The sequence below is a fragment of the Acidovorax sp. KKS102 genome, from assembly GCF_000302535.1.
Lineage (GTDB): Bacteria > Pseudomonadota > Gammaproteobacteria > Burkholderiales > Burkholderiaceae_C > Acidovorax.
Genome location: NC_018708.1, coordinates 1,444,428 through 1,461,904 on the forward strand (window position 1 = coordinate 1,444,428; position 17,477 = coordinate 1,461,904).

General features: G+C 64.5%; 16 protein-coding genes. 8 read left to right on the forward strand and 8 right to left on the reverse strand.

Going from position 1 to position 17,477, the window contains the following annotated elements; all coding sequences use genetic code 11:
* Positions 1-48: 48 nt before the first annotated feature.
* The 4 genes from C380_RS06565 to C380_RS06580 form a co-directional block, all read right to left on the reverse strand.
* Positions 49-1,443 (reverse strand): alpha/beta fold hydrolase, encoded by a 1,395-nt coding sequence (locus C380_RS06565; RefSeq protein ID WP_015013077.1) that lies wholly within the window; start codon positions 1,441-1,443, stop codon positions 49-51.
* 88 nt (positions 1,444-1,531) lie between these two features.
* Positions 1,532-2,647, reverse strand: a complete 1,116-nt coding sequence (locus C380_RS06570; RefSeq protein WP_015013078.1) for an acyl-CoA dehydrogenase family protein — start codon at positions 2,645-2,647, stop codon at positions 1,532-1,534.
* 24 nt (positions 2,648-2,671) lie between these two features.
* The gene (locus tag C380_RS06575; protein WP_015013079.1) at positions 2,672-3,853 is read right to left on the reverse strand and encodes an acyl-CoA dehydrogenase family protein; all 1,182 of its coding nucleotides are present in this window, start codon (positions 3,851-3,853) and stop codon (positions 2,672-2,674) included.
* 47 nt (positions 3,854-3,900) lie between these two features.
* The gene (locus C380_RS06580) at positions 3,901-4,602 is read right to left on the reverse strand and encodes a YceH family protein (RefSeq protein WP_015013080.1); all 702 of its coding nucleotides are present in this window, start codon (positions 4,600-4,602) and stop codon (positions 3,901-3,903) included.
* A gap of 24 nt (positions 4,603-4,626) precedes the next feature.
* Between C380_RS06580 and purN the strand changes: the two genes are divergently transcribed.
* Positions 4,627-5,208 carry a phosphoribosylglycinamide formyltransferase gene (gene purN / locus C380_RS06585; protein WP_015013081.1) on the forward strand — a complete coding sequence of 194 codons (582 nt, stop codon included), beginning with the start codon at positions 4,627-4,629 and terminating at the stop codon, positions 5,206-5,208.
* A 90-nt stretch (positions 5,209-5,298) separates the two neighbouring features.
* On the opposite strand, the gene C380_RS06590 is transcribed toward purN, so the two are convergent.
* Positions 5,299-5,553 carry a DUF1653 domain-containing protein gene (locus C380_RS06590; RefSeq protein WP_015013082.1) on the reverse strand — a complete coding sequence of 85 codons (255 nt, stop codon included), beginning with the start codon at positions 5,551-5,553 and terminating at the stop codon, positions 5,299-5,301.
* Positions 5,554-5,620: 67 nt separating this feature from the next.
* Here C380_RS06590 and C380_RS06595 point away from each other — a divergent pair, with 67 nt between their 5' ends.
* From C380_RS06595 to C380_RS06605, 3 genes are all read left to right on the forward strand, one after another.
* Entirely contained in the window at positions 5,621-7,474 is a 1,854-nt protein-coding gene (locus C380_RS06595) for a M48 family metalloprotease (RefSeq protein ID WP_015013083.1), read from the forward strand.
* A 103-nt stretch (positions 7,475-7,577) separates the two neighbouring features.
* Positions 7,578-8,852: an RsmB/NOP family class I SAM-dependent RNA methyltransferase gene (locus tag C380_RS06600; RefSeq protein WP_015013084.1), complete on the forward strand. Its 1,275-nt coding sequence runs from the start codon at positions 7,578-7,580 to the stop codon at positions 8,850-8,852.
* A gap of 131 nt (positions 8,853-8,983) precedes the next feature.
* Positions 8,984-10,198 (forward strand): fatty acid desaturase, encoded by a 1,215-nt coding sequence (locus C380_RS06605; protein ID WP_015013085.1) that lies wholly within the window; start codon positions 8,984-8,986, stop codon positions 10,196-10,198.
* A 240-nt stretch (positions 10,199-10,438) separates the two neighbouring features.
* On the opposite strand, the gene rpmG is transcribed toward C380_RS06605, so the two are convergent.
* The 3 genes from rpmG to trxB form a co-directional block, all read right to left on the reverse strand.
* Entirely contained in the window at positions 10,439-10,609 is a 171-nt protein-coding gene (gene rpmG, locus C380_RS06610) for a 50S ribosomal protein L33 (RefSeq protein ID WP_005797189.1), read from the reverse strand.
* 11 nt (positions 10,610-10,620) lie between these two features.
* Positions 10,621-10,854, reverse strand: coding sequence for a 50S ribosomal protein L28 (rpmB, locus tag C380_RS06615; RefSeq protein WP_015013086.1), 234 nt, complete (start codon positions 10,852-10,854; stop codon positions 10,621-10,623).
* 269 nt (positions 10,855-11,123) lie between these two features.
* On the reverse strand, positions 11,124-12,077 hold the full coding sequence (gene trxB / locus C380_RS06620; protein ID WP_015013087.1) for a thioredoxin-disulfide reductase: 954 nt from the start codon (positions 12,075-12,077) through the stop codon (positions 11,124-11,126).
* 186 nt (positions 12,078-12,263) lie between these two features.
* Here trxB and C380_RS06625 point away from each other — a divergent pair, with 186 nt between their 5' ends.
* The 4 genes from C380_RS06625 (at position 12,264) to C380_RS06640 (ending at position 17,460) form a co-directional block, all read left to right on the forward strand.
* Positions 12,264-12,941: a Crp/Fnr family transcriptional regulator gene (locus C380_RS06625; RefSeq protein ID WP_015013088.1), complete on the forward strand. Its 678-nt coding sequence runs from the start codon at positions 12,264-12,266 to the stop codon at positions 12,939-12,941.
* A 73-nt stretch (positions 12,942-13,014) separates the two neighbouring features.
* A complete protein-coding gene (locus tag C380_RS25725) occupies positions 13,015-15,351 on the forward strand; it encodes a DNA translocase FtsK (RefSeq protein WP_015013089.1) in 2,337 nt (778 codons plus the stop codon).
* Between the two features lie 44 nt (positions 15,352-15,395).
* Positions 15,396-16,028 carry an outer membrane lipoprotein chaperone LolA gene (lolA, locus tag C380_RS06635; RefSeq protein ID WP_015013090.1) on the forward strand — a complete coding sequence of 211 codons (633 nt, stop codon included), beginning with the start codon at positions 15,396-15,398 and terminating at the stop codon, positions 16,026-16,028.
* 94 nt (positions 16,029-16,122) lie between these two features.
* Positions 16,123-17,460: a replication-associated recombination protein A gene (locus C380_RS06640; protein ID WP_015013091.1), complete on the forward strand. Its 1,338-nt coding sequence runs from the start codon at positions 16,123-16,125 to the stop codon at positions 17,458-17,460.
* Positions 17,461-17,477: the final 17 nt, after the last annotated feature.

Below are 17,477 nucleotides of genomic sequence, written 5' to 3' on the forward strand. Positions count from 1 at the left end.
TCTTGGGGGGGCTGAGAAGAATGTGGATACTGCCCAGCGCCCTGTCCTTCAATACGTCAATTCCAAAAACACCAGGTGGCCGCTGGCCGCAGGCCAAGTCTGCCCCACCAAGCGCTCGCCATTGAATTCGGCAACGATGCTGCGCACGCCACCGGCAGGCTTGACCTTCGCCGAGGCCACGCCGGCGCCTGCGGGCACCCCGGCAGGCACTGCGCCGTCCAACAGCATCTTGTCGCGCGCCGGGTCCAGGTAGCCTCGCGGGCGGGTCAGGGTCACGACGCTGTCGGCGCCCTTGTCGGCATCGGCCATGCGTTCTGCGCGCAGGTGGATGAGGTCGCTGCTGCGCGGGAATCCGCTGCGGTAGATGTGGGTAGTAGCGTAGCCCGGGGCGGTGATTACAAACTCCACCGGTGCGCCAGGCGAAACCGCCAGCGGGCCCCATTGGCCGTCCGCGCCCACCGTTTTTCGCAGTAGCGGGTTGCCTTTGCGAGCGCCGGTGGCAGGGTCGGTGGCGTACACCTCCAGCTGTGCGCCCGCCAGCGGCAGGTTGTTGCTGAAGTTGCCGGTCTTGGGGTCTGCGGAGTCCACGCCCAGGCCCGTGACCTTGCCGTTCAGCACCACAGATTTTTCCGCAGCGATCTCGGTGCGTGCTGGCGCCTTGCCGGTGATGAAGCGGTAGGTGGCTTCAAACGCAGCGGGGGAGTACGACGTCTCGCGGTGGTCGATGCGCGGAATCACCACGTTGGTGGCGCCCTTGAGTTCGGGGCCTGCGGCGGTCACGTAGGTGGGCTTGCCTTTCTGGCCTATCCACAGACCGTCGGGCTGGGCGAACTTGTCGTTGTTGTCCGAGCGGATCGTCATCCATTTCACGGGGCCGCTCACCTCGTCGCCCGCCGCGTTCTTGGGAGCATTCAGGGCTTTGAGGAAAGGGCCCGTGCCCGAGAACTCGTTGCCTTCTCGGAACCCCGGAATCGCCCACACGCCGTGGTTGGGGGTGCCGCCCAGGATGGCGTGGCTCACGGTCTTGTCGCCGCCGCCGTTGTAGATGTAGTTGCGGATGGCGTTGCCGCCGCGTGAGTTGCCCACCAGCACCACCTGGCGGGCGCCCGTGGCTTGGAGCACCTTGTCCACTTCGGCCTTCAGGTAGGCCATGTGCTCTGCGGCCGATGTGCGGCCTGCCTGGGGCTTGGCGTCCTCGTCGCGCGACAGTGGGTAGGGCACGTCGATGGCGTGCAGGCGTTCGCGCGGCCAGCCGTTCGATTCGAACCGCCACACGGTGGTTTGCCACAGCGCAGCGGTGTCGCCGTTGCCGTGCACGAAGACGATGGGCGGTGCCTCGGCCAGGCTGGGGCTCTGGGTGGCGCAGCCAGCCAGGGCGAGGGTGGCTGCCGCAGCGGTGGCCAACAGGAGAGATCGGCGTTGCAGCCAGGTTGTGTTGTTCATGAAGCTGTCTCCAGAAAGAAAAAATGCCCGTGGACCAGTGAATCCACGAGCATCGTTGATGGCTGTGACGCGCCTGCGTCAGTGACCGTCAGGCAAACACGCCTGCGGTGTCTTGCATGCGGGCGGACACTTCACCCAGGTGGTGCAGCGTGTCGCCAAAGGTCACTTCCAGCTGCGTGAGCTTCTTGAAGTAGTGGCTCACGATGTACTCGTCCGTCACCCCGATGCCCCCGTGCAGTTGCACGGCCTGCTGGCCGACAAAGCGCATGGATTGGCCCAGCTGTACCTTGGCGCGGGCCATGGCGGCGCGGCGTTCTTCGGCAGGGGCGCCGAGCTTGAGGCTGGCGTAGTAGCTCATCGAGCGGGCCAGCTCCAGCTGCATCTTCATGTCGGCCACGCGGTGGCGCAGCGCCTGGAAGCTGGAAATGAACACGCCGAACTGCTTGCGCTGGTTCATGTATTCGACGGTGATGGCCACGGTCTTGTCCATCACGCCCACGGCTTCCGCACAGGCGGTGGCAATGCCGGTGTCCACGGCCAGTTCCAGCGCAGCCAGGCCGTCGGTGGTGATGAGCGTGGCGGGGGCGTTGGCCAGGTGCACCTCGGCGGCGCGGCTGCCGTCTTGCGTGACGTAACCCTGCGTGGTCACGCCGCTCGCAGTGCGTTCGACCAGGAAGAGGGCGATCTTTCCGTCCAACTGCGCAGGCACGATGAAGGCGTCCGCCTGGTCACCAGCAGGCACTACGCTTTTGATAGCTGTTACCGCATATCCTGATTGCGCTTTAGCCGCTTTTGCTTCGCAAATGTCAAGGCGGTAGCGTGCCTTGCGCTCTTGCTGGGCCAGCACCACCAGGGCTTCGCCGCTGGCCACGCGGGGCAGCCAGGCACTTTGCACTTCGGCGGGGGCGTAGTGCGAGAGCACGCTGCTGGCGATGAAGGCCTGGGCGATGGGCTCCAGCACGATGCCACGGCCCAGTTCTTCAGCCACGACCATCGCGTCGATGGCGCCCTGGCCCATGCCGTCGTGCGCTTCGGGCACGGTGAGGGCCGTGAGGCCCAGCTCGGCCAGTTCGTTCCAGGCGGTGCGGTCAAAACCGCCGGCGGCCACGGCAGCGCGGCGGCGCTCAAACGTGTAGCCCTTGTCCACCCACTTGCGCACGGCGTCGCGCAGTTGTTCCTGGTCGTCAGAAAAATCGAAATCCATGTTCTTGTCTCCTGGAACTTGGGATCAGCCGAGGACGGTCTGAGCCACGATGTTGCGCTGCACTTCGTTGGAGCCACCATAGATGGTGGTCTTGCGCAGGTTGAAGTAGGTGGATGCCAGCGGTGCGTTGGCGGTGACGCCGCCGGGGAAGTTGCCCTGCCAGCCGGCTTCCATGGCCTCTTCGATGAAGGGCATGGCAAAGGGGCCTGCGGCCAGCATCATTAGCTCGGCGTAGCGCTGCTGGATCTCGCTGCCCTTGATCTTGAGCAGGCCCGCAATGTCGAGCGAGTTCTTGCCCGACTTCTCGGCAGACAGTACGCGCAGCACCAGCATTTCGAGTGCCACGATGTCGACTTCGAGCAGGGCGATCTGGTCGCGGAAGCGCAGGTCGTCCCACACGCCTTCGGTCTTGGCGATGCGCTTGAGGCGCTCCAGCTCGCGCTTGCTGCGGTTCACGTCGGCGATGTTGGTGCGCTCGTGGCTCAGCAGGTGCTTGGCGTAGGTCCAGCCCTTGTTCTCTTCACCGATCAGGTTCTCGGCGGGCACTTCGACGTTGTCGAAGAACACTTCGTTTACTTCGCACTCGCCGTCCAGCAGCTTGATGGGGCGCACGGTGACGCCCTTGGACTTCATGTCCACCAGCAGGAAAGAGATGCCGGTCTGGGGCTTGCCCTCGGTGCTGGTGCGCACCAGGTTGAACATCCAGTCGCCGTGCTGGCCGAGGGTCGTCCAGGTCTTTTGGCCGTTGACGATGTACTTGTCGCCCACGCGCTCAGCGCGGGTTTTGACGCTGGCCAGGTCCGAGCCCGAACCGGGTTCGCTGTAACCCTGACTCCACCAGACTTCGCCGCTGGCGATGCCGGGCAAGAAGCGCTTTTGCTGCTCGGCATTGCCAAACGCCATGATCACCGGGGCCACCATCACCGGGCCGAACGGCACGATACGTGGCGCGCCCGCCAGGGCGCATTCCTCTTCAAACAGGTGCTTTTGCACGGCTGTCCAGCCGGGGCCGCCGAACTCCTTGGGCCAGCCAAAGCCCAGCCAGCCCTTTTTTCCCAGGATCTTGGCCCAGCCCTGCATGTCTTCGCGGGTCAGGCGCAAGGCGTTGTGGACCTTGTGAGAGATTTCTTTGGGCAGATTGGCGTGAACCCAAGCGCGAATTTCTTCGCGAAAGGCCTGCTCTTCGGGGGTGAATGCGAGATCCATGCGGTGCGTCTCCTAGTGATGCTGCATTTGTAGCACGGTCGTTCGTTTTATTCCTGTCCGGGTGGCGACATTGGACTGAACTCAGGGGAAATGCCCAGCTCGGCACACAGCCGCTGCACGTTGTTGCGCAGGCTCGCCACCTCAGCCTCCAGGGCGTCTACACGAGCCTGCAGGGCTGGCGATGGGCTGGCGCCCGACCCGCCTGCGGGTGCATGGCTGGCGGAGGTATCCACTGGCCCACAGAGCAGGTGCGCCCAGCGTTGTTCGCGGGCGCCGGGCGCGCGGGGCAGCTGCACGACCAGCGGGCCGCCTTTTTCGGCGCTGCGCTCCTGCAGCTCGTCCAGAAACGCCTCGACCGAGGAGATGTCCGCAAACCGGTACCAGCGCTCGGCGTTGATGCGCAACTCGCCGGCGGTCTGCGGCCCGCGCAGCATCAGCAGGCCCAGCAGCACGGCCGACTGCTCGGGCACACCCACGCCGCGCTGAAAGTTGTGCTCCCAGCGCGTGGTGCGGTTACCGCTGCTCTCAAACGCCAAGGTCAGCAGCTTGAGCGAATCCAGCGCCTCCTGCGCCTCGGCGTCGCTCAGGTTCATCACCGGGTCACGGCTGGTTTTCTGGTTGCACCCGGTGACCAGGCCGTTCAGCGACATGGGATAGCTGTCGGGCACGGTGCGCGCCTTTTCCATCAGCGTGGCCAGCACGCGGGCTTCGTTGGGGGTTAGGGGGCGGGTCGCAGGATCAAAAGGCATGGCTGGGATAATCCGGGGCAATTTATGAAGAACATCGTCATTCTGATCTCTGGCGGCGGCTCCAACATGGCCACCATCGTCCGCACGGCCCAACAGGAGCACTGGGAGCAGCGCTACGGCGCCCGCGTGGCGGCCGTCATCAGCAACAAACCGGAGGCCGCCGGGCTGGTGTTTGCGCGCGAGCAGGGCATCGCAACGGAGGTGCTGGACCACAAGGCCTTTGCCAGCCGCGAGGCGTTCGATGCCGAGCTGGCCGCCACCATCGACCGACACCAGCCAGCGCTGGTGGTGCTGGCAGGGTTCATGCGCATCCTGACGCCGGGGTTCGTGGCGCACTACGCCGGGCGGCTCATCAACATCCACCCCTCGCTGCTGCCCGCGTTCACCGGGCTGCACACGCACCAGCGCGCCATCGATGCGGGCTGCAAGTTTGCGGGCGTGACGGTGCACCAGGTGACGGCCGAGCTGGATGTGGGCCCCATCCTGGACCAGGCCGTGGTGCCGGTGCTACCGGGCGACACCGCCGAGACGCTGGCCGCCCGGGTGCTGACCCAGGAGCATGTGATTTACCCGCGCGCCGTACGGGCGCTGGTTCAAACGCTGTAGCTAACACCCGGCTGCAGCGATCTGATTGCTATTGAAAATATAGCGTAAAGCGCTTTTCGGACGGGCGCTGAAACCGCTTTAGGGTGCCAACTATACGGGCGCCGTCCCCTCTGCGCATTTCTGGAAGCGGGGCTGCAGCACCCCGTCGATCAGCACCTGCTCCTCAAACATGGCGGCGGGCCGCACCCACAAGCCCCGCTGGCCGTACAGCGCGCGGTACAGCGTCATGGGTTCCAGCGTTTCGCTGTGGCGCACGGTGTCGATCACTTCATAGAGCATGCCCTTGTAGTGGCGGTACAGGCCGGGTGGCGTGCGGATGAGTTCGGGCAGGTCGTCGTCGGTCATGGTGCGGAGGTGGCGTGAGTGGTTAGGATGGCGGCTGAAAAAAATCCAACCAGAGTGAGGGAAGTCCGTGGACCAGGCAGATTTTGTGCACATGGTGCGCATGAGCGAGCATGCCAGCGCCGACAACAGCCGCGCGTACCGCCGCAGTGTGGCCGCGTTTGCGGCGTTGGGTTATGCCTGGGTGCTGGGGTGTCTGGCGCTCGCTGTGGGTATTTTGCTGTGTGTGGTGCCCCAGTTGCTGCATGGGCGCTTTCGTTTGGCGATGGTTTGGGCCTTGCTGGGAGCCGGAGGCCTGCTGTGGGTCAGCCTGCGTGCGCTGTGGGTGCGGTTTGAGGCGCCGGAGGGCGTTGAAATTACCGCGCTGGACGCGCCCGATCTGTTTGAAGCGCTGGCGCGCATCCGTCGCAAAATCAAGGGCCCGCCCATTCACAAGGTCACGTTGACCGGCGAGTTCAATGCCAGCATCCAGCAGTTGCCGCGTTACGGCCTGCTGGGTGGGGCGGTCAACCACCTGAGCATTGGCTTGCCCCTGCTGATGGCGCTGGACCGGCCACGTTTTCTGGCGGTGCTGGCGCACGAGTACGGCCATCTGCGGGGTGACCACGGCCGCTTTGCTGCATGGATCTACCGCACCCGCCTGTCGTGGATGCGCCTGAACCACAGCTTGGCCGACGATGAGGGGCCGGTGGCTGCCGCCACGCAGCTGTTCATGCGCTGGTACTTTCCACGGTTTTCGGCCAAGACCTTTGCACTGGCCCGCCAGGATGAATACGAGGCCGACCGCATCGCTGGCAAGCTGCTGGGCCGCGACGTGACCGCTGCGGCCTTGGCCGAGATCGAGATCCGGGGCGCCTGGCTGCAGGCGGAGTTCTGGGGCAACCACTGGTGTGCAGCAGCGGGCAACCCGTTGCCGGTAGGCCCTTATCGCAGCATGCGCCGTGCCCTGGCCAAGGCCCCCGATGCCGCCTTTGCCAACGATGCCCTGCGCCAGGCGCTCAAGCGTCTGAGCAATCTGGACGACACCCACCCCAGCCTGCGCGACCGCATCGAGGCACTGGACGCCACGCCCACCCTGCCGGAATGGTCGCGCGGCAACGCGCTGGCCCTGCTGGGTCCGGATGCCAAACGCTGGGTGGCCCATTTCGACAAGCAATGGTGCCGCGACAACGCCAGCGAATGGAAGCCGCACCACGCCTGGCTGGGGCGCGTGCGCGCACGCGCCGAGGCCCTGGGTGCATCGACAGTACAGAGCAGCGCTGCGGACCTTGTGGAGCTGGCCCGCCTGAAGCGCCATCTGGACCCGCATGCCGATGTCCGCGCCCTGTACGAGCTGGCGCTGCAGCGCAGCCCCGAATACCCTGCCGCGTTGCGCGGGCTGGTGCCCTGCCTGGCAGAGGAGGATCGGGAGGGCAAGCTGCAGCTGCTGCACCGCCTGTGGGAAACCGGCAGCAGCGACCGTTACTGGGCTGCGCGCACGGCATTGGCCGAACTGGAGACCCCACGCCTGGGGCTGGACCACGATGCGGCCGCTTTCAAGCAATGGCGCAAGCGGCTGGAGCGCGCGCAAGAATCCGAAGAGCGGGCCTGGGAAGAGCTGTCGGGCACCTCGTTCTTCAGCCAGATCGTGCGGCATGATCTCAGCTCGTTCGAGCTGGCCGAGCTGCAGTCTGAGCTGGCCCGCTGCGCACCGCTGGCGCGCTGCTGGCTGGTGCGCAAGAACCTGCGCGAATACCCCCAGCGCAGGGCCTACCTGGTGTTTGTCGAGCTGCCGGGCATGGACGATGAAAGCCGCTACCACCTGTGCCGCGCGCTGGAGCGTAACCTGAGCCTGCCAGGCCCCGCGCTGGTGCTGTGGGCGGGGGAGTCGCCGACCCTGCAGCAGATCGAGCGCTCGGCGTTCGAGCCGATCTACAGCCGCTGACGACCTGGCCGCGCGTGGAGCGGCTTGCTCGTTGACTTTCGGCTGTCGGTCTGGGCGGGTAGGGGGATATTGGTAGCGTGGCGGGGAATGGGACAATCGCAGGATGCATCCCAAAGTTCTTCTCGACGCCTGCGCCGAACTGGTCAGGCTCACCCTCACGTTTGAACACCCCGCCGACGCGGTGGTGTCACGATTCTTCCGCGACAACCGGGGCCTGGGGCCGCGCGAGCGCGCCACGCTGGCGGAAACGGTCTACACCGTTCTGCGCAAAAAGCTGCTGTTTGACCACATGGCCCCCTCGGGCTCAGGGCCCAAGGAACGCCGTCTGGCCATCCTGGGGTTTCATGGTCCGCGTGATTTTCTCAAGAGCGCTCTGACCGAGCAGGAAAAAAAATGGCTCGACCAGTGCGATGCGGTCACGGTGGACGACCTGATGGAGCGCCATCGCCACAACCTGCCCGAATGGCTGGTCAAACCCCTCAAGGACCAATTGGGCGACGGCTTCTGGCCGCTGGTGGAAAGCCTGGCGCAGAGCGCACCGCTGGATCTGCGTGTCAACGCACTCAAGGACAAGCGCGCCGACGTGCAAAAGGAGCTGGCCAAAGCGGGCATCAAGGCGCATCCCACGCCGTTTTCCCCCTGGGGCCTGCGCATTGACCACAAGCCTGCGCTGACCAAGCTGGACGCCTTCACACGCGGCGCTATCGAGGTGCAGGACGAGGGTTCCCAACTGCTGGCACTGCTGCTGGATGCCAAGCGCGGCGAGATGGTGGTGGATTTTTGTGCCGGGGCCGGGGGCAAGACCCTGGCCATTGGCGCCAGCATGCGCAATACCGGGCGTTTGTACGCTTTTGATGTGTCGGGCCACCGGCTGGATGCACTGAAACCCCGCCTCGCCCGCAGCGGCCTGTCGAACGTGCACCCCGCCGCCATCGCCCATGAGCGCGATGACCGCGTCAAACGCCTGGCAGGCAAGATCGACCGCGTGCTGGTGGACGCGCCCTGTTCGGGTCTGGGCACCTTGCGACGCAACCCGGACCTCAAATGGCGCCAGTCGCCCAAGGCCATCGAAGAACTGGTGGCCAAGCAGACGTCCATTCTGGACAGCGCAGCCCGCCTGCTCAAGCCGGGCGGCCGCTTGGTGTATGCCACTTGCAGCATCCTGCCGCAAGAAAACGAGGCCATTGCCGAGGCGTTCAGTGCCGCCCACCCGGACTTCCTGTTGTTGGACGCCAGCGAGCTGCTGGAGCAACTCAAGGTCGAAGGCGCCAAGGGTTTGTGCAGCGGCGGCGCATCGGGCAGTAGTTATTTGCGCTTGTGGCCCCATCTGCACCAGACTGACGGATTCTTTGCGGCCATCTGGGCCAAGAAGGACTGAAATGCCGGGGGTAGGGCTCTAAACCAGCGTAAACACGCTGGATTTCCCTGATCCTTTCAGAGGCAGGCCCTCTAAAATGAAATAGCTGCTTCGTTGGTGAGCAGGTTCTCTGTAGTAAGGTTTTTGTGAATATGCTGTTACCCGACTGGGCTGTACTGAACGCCGCCATTGACTGGCTGGGACATGGGTTGTGGAACCTGGCCTGGTGGCAGATCGTGTTGTACGCCCTTGCCACGACCCACATCACCATCGCAGCGGTCACGATCTTTCTGCACCGCGCTCAGGCCCACCGCGCGCTGGACCTGCACGCCATCCCCTCGCATTTCTTCCGCTTCTGGCTATGGATTGGGACCGGCATGGTCACCAAGGAATGGGTGGCCATCCACCGCAAGCACCACGCCAAATGCGAAACCGTGGACGACCCGCACAGCCCCCAGACCCGTGGGCTGGACACCGTGATGTGGCGCGGCGCCGAGCTGTACCGCGCCGAGTCCAAGAACATGGAAACGATCAAGAAATTCGGTCACGGCACGCCCGATGACTGGATGGAGCGCAATGTTTACACCCGCTACGGCTGGCAAGGCGTGGGCCTGATGCTCATTCTGGACCTGGCCCTGTTCGGCGCTCTGGGCGCGGCAGTGTGGGCGGTGCAGATGCTCTGGATTCCGTTCTGGGCCGCCGGTGTGGTCAATGGCGTGGGTCACTACTGGGGCTACCGCAACTTTGAGGCGCAGGACGCCAGCACCAATTTGTCCCCCTGGGGCATCATCATCGGTGGCGAAGAGCTGCACAACAACCACCACACGTACCCCACGTCGGCCAAGTTCTCGGTCAAGCCCTATGAGTTCGACATTGGCTGGGTGTACATCAGCCTCATGAAGAAAATCGGCTGGGCTACGGTGAAGAAGGTGCCGCCCAAGCTGCAATTGGGCGATGTGAAGCCCGTGGCCGACGAAAAGACTTTGGAAGCCTTGATCGCCAACCGCTACGAAGTGATGGCTGGCTATGCACGCGGCGTGCGGCAGGCTTGCAGGGACGAGATTGCCGCGCTGCAGGCGCGTCAGGCCGACGTGTCGGTGCTCAAAGCGGCCAAGCGCTGGCTGCACCGCGATGCCGAGAAGGTGCCAGCGGGCGCCTTGCCGCAGTTGGCGCAGGCCCGTGCGGCATCTCCGACGCTCGACAAGATGGTGACCATGCGCGAAGAACTGCGTCAGCTATGGTTGAACACCTCCCAGTCCCGCGAGCAGCTGACTGCTGACCTGCAAGCCTGGTGCCGCCGTGCGGAAGAAAGTGGTGTGGCGGCCCTGCGCGAGTTCTCCATCCGGCTGCGCGCTGCGCGTGCCTGACCAGATGTTCTCTCAGGACGTTGAGGGGCTGGCTACAGGTCCGGGCACCTCAGACGCACCTCCCATCAAACCGCTGTAGGGCCTTGTGCCTGCAGCGGTTTTTTGTTGGCTTCAGCGGAGAAGGAGGGAGCCCTGCGAGGATGCGCGCCAGGCTGTACGCAAAGACCTGCTTGCCCATGAAAAAAGCCGCCGGGCTGGACGCCGGGCGGCTTTTGGGAAGACCAGCAGAAAGAGGCTGAATTACTTCAGCTTCATTTCCTTGTATTCCACGTGCTTGCGAGCCTTGGGATCAAACTTCATGATCGCCATCTTCTCGGGCATGGTCTTCTTGTTCTTGGTCGTGGTGTAGAAGTGGCCGGTACCCGCAGTGGATTCCAGCTTGATCTTGTCGCGTCCGCCTTTGCTTGCCATGGTGCTACTCCTTAAGCCTGGCCACGGGCACGCAGGTCTGCGAGCACCGAGTCGATACCGTTCTTGTCGATCAAACGCAGGGCAGCGCTCGAAACACGCAGGCGCACCCAGCGGTTTTCGCTCTCGACCCAGAAACGGCGGTATTGCAGGTTCGGCAGGAACCGGCGCTTGGTTTTGTTGTTGGCGTGGGAAACGTTGTTCCCAGTCATGGGCTTCTTGCCCGTTACGTCGCAGACGCGTGCCATGAGGACACTCCGATACTGTATTAACGGCCGTTCGCTGAGCCCTGGGCTGTGGATGTGCCCAGGTTGGCTTGCGGCCTCACCTCGCCAGAAAGGGTGGCGGTAACCCGATTTGCCGGTTTCGGAGGACCGCAAAAAACGGGCCGAATTCAGCAAAGCCGCAGATTATAGCCTGCTGCCCGATTTTTGTCGACGGGCCGCCCCAAGACAAAAAAGCCCCCTTGGGGGGCAGCGACCCGCGCAGCGGCGGAGCGTGGGGGCCTTGCTAGTCATCAAGCTTCTTGCTCGAGGAAGCGCTGCGCGTCCAGTGCGGCCATGCAGCCCGTGCCCGCGCTGGTGATGGCTTGGCGGTACACATGGTCCTGCACATCGCCGGCGGCAAACACGCCGGGCACGCTGGTCTGGGTTGCAAAACCCTTGAGTCCGCCCTGGGTGATGATGTAGCCGTTTTCCATCTCCAGCTGGCCCTGGAAGATTTCGGTGTTGGGCGCATGGCCGATGGCGATGAAGCAGCCCTGCAGCTTGATGTCTTGCGTGCTGCCGTCCTGGGTGCTCTTGATGCGGATGCCTGTCACGCCCGTGTTGTCGCCCAGCACCTCGTCCAGGGTGTGGAACAGTTTGAGCTCGATCTTGCCCGCTGCGACCTTCTCATGGAGCTTGTCCACCAGGATGGGCTCGGCCTTGAACTTGTCGCGGCGGTGCACCAGGGTGACCTTGCGGGCGATGTTAGACAGGTACAGCGCTTCCTCCACGGCGGTATTGCCGCCACCCACCACGCAAACGTCCTGGTCGCGGTAGAAGAAACCGTCGCAGGTGGCGCAGCCGGACACGCCCTTGCCCATGAAAGCTTCTTCCGACGGCAGGCCCAGGTATTTGGCCGATGCGCCGGTGGCCAGGATCAGTGCGTCACAGGTGTAGGTGCCGCTGTCGCCCGTCAGGGTGAAGGGGCGCTTGCTGAAATCGACCTTGTTGATGTGGTCGAAGATGATCTGGGTCTTGAAGCGTTCTGCGTGCTCCAAAAAGCGCTGCATCAGGTCCGGGCCCTGCACACCGTGCACATCGGCGGGCCAGTTGTCCACCTCGGTCGTGGTCATCAGCTGGCCGCCCTGGGCCATGCCGGTGATCAGCACCGGGTTCAGGTTGGCGCGCGCGGCATAAACCGCTGCGGTGTAGCCCGCAGGGCCAGAGCCGAGGATCAGAACTTTCGCGTGTTGGGTGGTGGACATGGTAAAAGCCTGTGTTTTGCGCCCGCTACATGGGGCGCTGTTGGGAAAGCTGGGGGTCGAGCCGCCGAGTATCAACCGGCGTCCGCTCGCACGAGTGGCCCCGTTTTCAATCACCGCGATTGTAAGAACCCATTGATAACCCGTTGCGGCTCCGGTTGGGTCGCACCCCTGAAAGGAGATGTTTGCATGTCCACGATGTTGTCCAACCTCGACCTGCTGCGCCGGGTGCCCTTGTTTTCGCTGCTGACGGTGGCGCAGGCGGAGGTGATCAGCGGCGCGGTGATCAAGCGCCGCTTCAAGCGGGGCGAAGCGCTGGTGGAGCAGGGGCAAAAGTCCAATGCCTTGTTCATCCTGCTCACCGGCCGCGCCCGGGTCATGACCTCGGACAGCCGGGGGCGCGAGGTGATTCTGGCCACGCTGGCCCAGGGCGACTACCTGGGCGAGATGAGCATCATCGACAACGAACCCCATTCGGCCACCGTGCGTGCCGAAGTGCAGACCGACGTGCTGATGCTGGGGCGTGCAGAGTTTGCGCGCTGCCTGACGGAAAACGCCTCTATGTCGCTGGTGGTGATGCGAGGGCTGGTCAAGCGCTTGCGCCATGCCGATCGCAAGATTGAGTCACTCGCGTTACTGGATGTGTACGGCCGGGTCGCCCACGCCTTGCTGGATTTTGCGGTCGCCGATGCACAAGGGCAGTTGCTGATCAAGGAAAAAATCTCGCGCCAGGACCTGGCCAAGATGGTGGGCGCGTCCCGCGAGATGGTGAGCCGGGTGATGAAAGACCTGGAGGAGCGTGGCTTCATCGAAGCGTTGCCCAATGGGGCCACCTTGCTCAAGGACCGGCTGAACGCCTTGGGCTGAAAGTGGGGTGGCAGACCCTGCGCCGGGTGCCGCGCCCGGCGCAATGCATGCGGTAAGCTCACCCCGCACGTTTATGACCTATTCCCTCAATACCCTGAATGCATCGGCGGCGGCCAAGTCGCCGCCCCGCACGGGCGCTGCCCGTTTTGGCCACGAAATCGCCCTGGTGGTGGGCTTGCTGGCCCTGGTTTTCTGGCTGCTGGCGCTGGTCAGCTATTCGGCGCAGGACGCGGCCTGGTCCACCTCCGGCGCCCGCGATGTGCGCTCTGTCGCCAACTGGGCGGGGCGTTTTGGCGCCTGGCTGGCCGATGGCAGCTACTTTGCGCTGGGCTTTTCGGTGTGGTGGTGCGTGGCGGCTGGTGTGCGCGCCTGGCTGTCGTCGCTGGCGCGCTGGATGCGTGGGGGCGAAGTGGTGGCCGGTGCCGCCAGCCCCCTGGTGCGCCGGGCCACGTTCTGGGGGGGACTGGTGGTGCTGATGTGCTCCAGCACGGCGCTGGAGTGGTCGCGGCTGTACCGGTTTGAAACCTTCCTGCCTGGTCACGCTGGGGGCGTGCTGGGTTATGTAGTGGGGCCAGCCAGTGTGAAGTGGCTGGGTTTCACAGGCTCTGGGTTGCTGGCCATCGTGCTGGCGGTGGCGGGCGCAGCGCTGGTGTTCCGCTTCTCGTGGGGCCATGTGGCGGAGTTTCTGGGCGGGCGCATTGATGCGCTGGTGCAGTCTCGCCTCGCAAAACGCGAGGTGGCCAAGGACGTCGCCGTGGGCCGCAAGGCGGCCCGCGAGCGCGAGGTGGTGGTGCTGGAAGAGCGTACCGAAAGCGAAGTGCACCACCCCGAACCCGTGCAGATCATCGAGCCGGTGCTGGTCGATGTGCCGCAGAGCACCCGCGTGGTGAAGGAGCGCCAGAAGCCCCTGTTCACCGATATGCCCGACAGCAAGCTCCCGTTGGTGGATTTGCTCGACAGCCCACAGCAGCGCCAGGAGACCGTGGCGCCCGAGACGCTGGAGATGACCAGCCGCCTCATCGAGAAAAAGCTCAAGGACTTTGGCGTGGAAGTGCGCGTGGTGGCCGCCATGCCCGGCCCGGTGATCACCCGCTACGAGATCGAGCCCGCCACAGGCGTCAAGGGCTCGCAGATCGTGGGCCTGGCCAAGGACCTGGCTCGCTCGCTCAGCCTGGTGTCCATCCGCGTGATCGAGACCATTCCGGGCAAGAACTACATGGCGCTGGAGCTGCCCAACGCCAAGCGCCAGTCCATCCGCCTGTCTGAGATCCTGGGCTCGCAGGTCTACCACGAGGCCAAGAGCATGCTCACCATGGGCCTGGGCAAGGACATCGTGGGCAACCCGGTGGTGGCCGACCTGGCCAAGATGCCGCACGTGCTGGTGGCTGGGACCACGGGCTCGGGCAAGTCGGTGGGGATCAACGCCATGATCCTCTCGCTGCTCTACAAGGCCGAGGCACGCGATGTGCGCCTTTTGATGATCGACCCCAAGATGCTGGAAATGTCGGTCTACGAAGGCATTCCGCACCTGCTGGCGCCCGTGGTCACTGACATGAAGCAGGCGGCGCACGGCCTGAACTGGTGTGTGGCCGAGATGGAACGCCGCTACAAGCTCATGTCCAAGCTCGGCGTGCGCAACCTGGCGGGCTACAACACCAAGATCGACGAGGCCAAGGCCAAGGAAGAGTTCATCTACAACCCCTTCAGCCTCACGCCCGAAGAGCCCGAGCCGCTGCAGCGCCTGCCACACATCGTGGTCATCATCGACGAGCTGGCCGACCTGATGATGGTGGTGGGCAAGAAGATCGAAGAACTCATCGCCCGCTTGGCGCAGAAGGCGCGTGCCGCGGGCATCCACCTGATCCTGGCCACCCAGCGCCCCAGCGTGGACGTGATCACCGGCCTGATCAAGGCCAACATTCCCACCCGCATTGCGTTCTCGGTGGGGTCCAAAATTGACAGCCGCACCATCCTCGACCAGATGGGCGCCGAGGCCCTGCTGGGCATGGGCGACATGCTCTACATGGCCAGCGGCACGGGCCTGCCGATCCGCGTGCACGGTGCCTTCGTGTCGGACGAAGAAGTACACCGTGTCGTCAGTTACCTCAAGGAACAAGGGGAGCCGGACTACATAGAAGGCGTGCTCGAAGGCGGAACTGTGGATGGCGAGGGCGATCTGTCAGGGGAAGGCGGCGGTGGTGAAGGCGGTGAAAAGGACCCCATGTACGACCAGGCCGTCGAAGTGGTGCTCAAGGACCGCAAGGCGAGCATCTCGTACGTGCAGCGCAAGCTGCGCATTGGCTACAACCGCTCGGCGCGGCTGCTGGAAGACATGGAAAAAGCCGGTCTGGTCAGTGCCCTCACGGCCAGCGGCCAGCGTGAAGTGCTGGTGCCCAACCGCAGCGAGTGACCGGCTGGACCGCAAGGCCGGTCACCACCCCACAGGAGTTCGTGTTGAAAAAGATCGCTACTGCAATTTTGATAGCTGCTTCGGCAAGCGTGGCTAGCGCTGACGGGCTGAAAAGCCTGGAATCCTTCATGAAGGGCACGCAGACGGGCAAGGCCGACTTCACGCAAACCGTGACCTCGCCACCCAAGGACGGCCAGGCCGCGCGCACCAAGACGTCGAGTGGCAGCTTCGAGTTCCAGCGTCCCGGGCGCTTCAAGTTCGTCTACAAGAAGCCTTTCGAGCAGACCATCGTGGCCGACGGCCAGACGTTGTGGCTGTACGACGTGGACCTGAATCAGGTCACGCAGCGCTCGCAGTCGCAGGCGCTGGGCAGCACGCCCGCTGCACTGCTGGCGTCCGCGCCGGATTTGTCGGCGCTGAAGGCCGATTTCACGCTGGAGGCCGCCCCCGACGCCGATGGTTTGCAGTGGGTGCTGGCCAGCCCCAAGACCAAGGACGGCCAGCTCAAGAGCGTGCGCGTGGGCTTTGCGGGCGAGCAACTGGCGGCGCTCGACATTCTGGACAGCTTTGGCCAGCGCTCGCTGATCCGCTTCAACGGCATGCAGGCCAATGCAGCCTTGCCCGCCAGCACCTTCCAGTTCAAGCCTCCGGCAGGGGCTGATGTGGTGAAGCAATAGTTTGCTCCTAAAAATGTAGCTGTCAGCGCATGATTTGTAGGCGCTAGAGGCCTATCTGGCTTGAAAATCAGCCTACTGTAGACAGGACACGACCATGGCAGCACGCAGTGCCTCCGCCCCTTCTTCGGCGCACCCATCCAGCCACCAGCCCCTGGCCGAGCGCCTGCGGCCCCGCACGCTCGGCGAGGTGATCGGCCAGCAGCATGTGCTGGGCCCGGGCATGCCGCTCCGGCTTGCGTTCGAATCCGGCCGCCCGCACAGCTGCATCCTCTGGGGGCCGCCGGGCGTGGGCAAGACCACCATTGCGCGGCTCATGGCCGATGCCTTCGACGCGCAGTTCATCAGCATCAGCGCGGTGCTGGGCGGGGTCAAGGACATCCGCGAGGCGGTGGAGCGCGCCCAGGCCGCGCGGGATGGCCTGATGCAGCAGCGCACCATCGTGTTTGTGGACGAGGTGCACCGCTTCAACAAAAGCCAGCAGGACGCCTTCCTGCCGCATGTGGAAAGCGGCCTGTTCACCTTCATCGGCGCCACCACCGAGAACCCTTCGTTCGAGGTCAACTCCGCGTTGCTGTCGCGGGCGGCGGTGTATGTGCTGCAGCCCTTGTCGGAAGAGGATTTGAAGCAAATTGTGGCCTTGGCGCAGAAGGAGCAAGCGCTGCCAGCTATTGAAAGCGTAGCAATCGACCGCCTGGTGGCCTACGCCGATGGCGACGCGCGGCGCCTGCTCAACACGCTGGAGACGCTGGCCATGGCAGCCGCGCAGGAGAAGCTCACCGAGATCACCGATGCCTGGCTGCTCAAGGTGCTGGGCGAGCGCATGCGCCGCTACGACAAGGGCGGCGAGCAGTTCTACGACACCATCAGTGCGCTGCACAAGTCGGTGCGCGGCTCCGACCCCGATGCCGCGCTGTACTGGCTGGTGCGCATGCTCGATGGCGGTGCCGACCCGCGCTACATGGCACGCCGCCTGGTGCGCATGGCGGCCGAAGACATTGGCCTGGCCGACCCGCGCGCCTTGCGGCTGGCGCTGGACGCCGCCGAGGTGTACGAGCGCCTGGGCAGCCCCGAGGGTGAGCTGGCGCTGGCCGAATGCGTGGTGTATCTGGCGGTCGCGCCCAAGTCCAACGCCGTCTACAAGGCCTACAACGCCGCCCGCGCCTTCGTGAAGCAGGACGCTACACGCCCCGTTCCCATGCACCTGCGCAATGCACCCACCAAGCTGATGAAAGAGCTCGACTACGGCAAGAACTACCGCTATGCGCACGACGAACCCGGCGGTTACGCCGCTGGCGAAAGCTATCTGCCAGATGGCATGCAGGCGCCGGGCTGGTACCAACCCGTGCCCCGTGGCATGGAAGCGAAGATCGCGGAAAAGCTGGCTTACCTGCGGCAGCTGGATGCACAGGCCGGAGAGGCGGACATCGGCTGAGATTGCCTGGCCAGGTG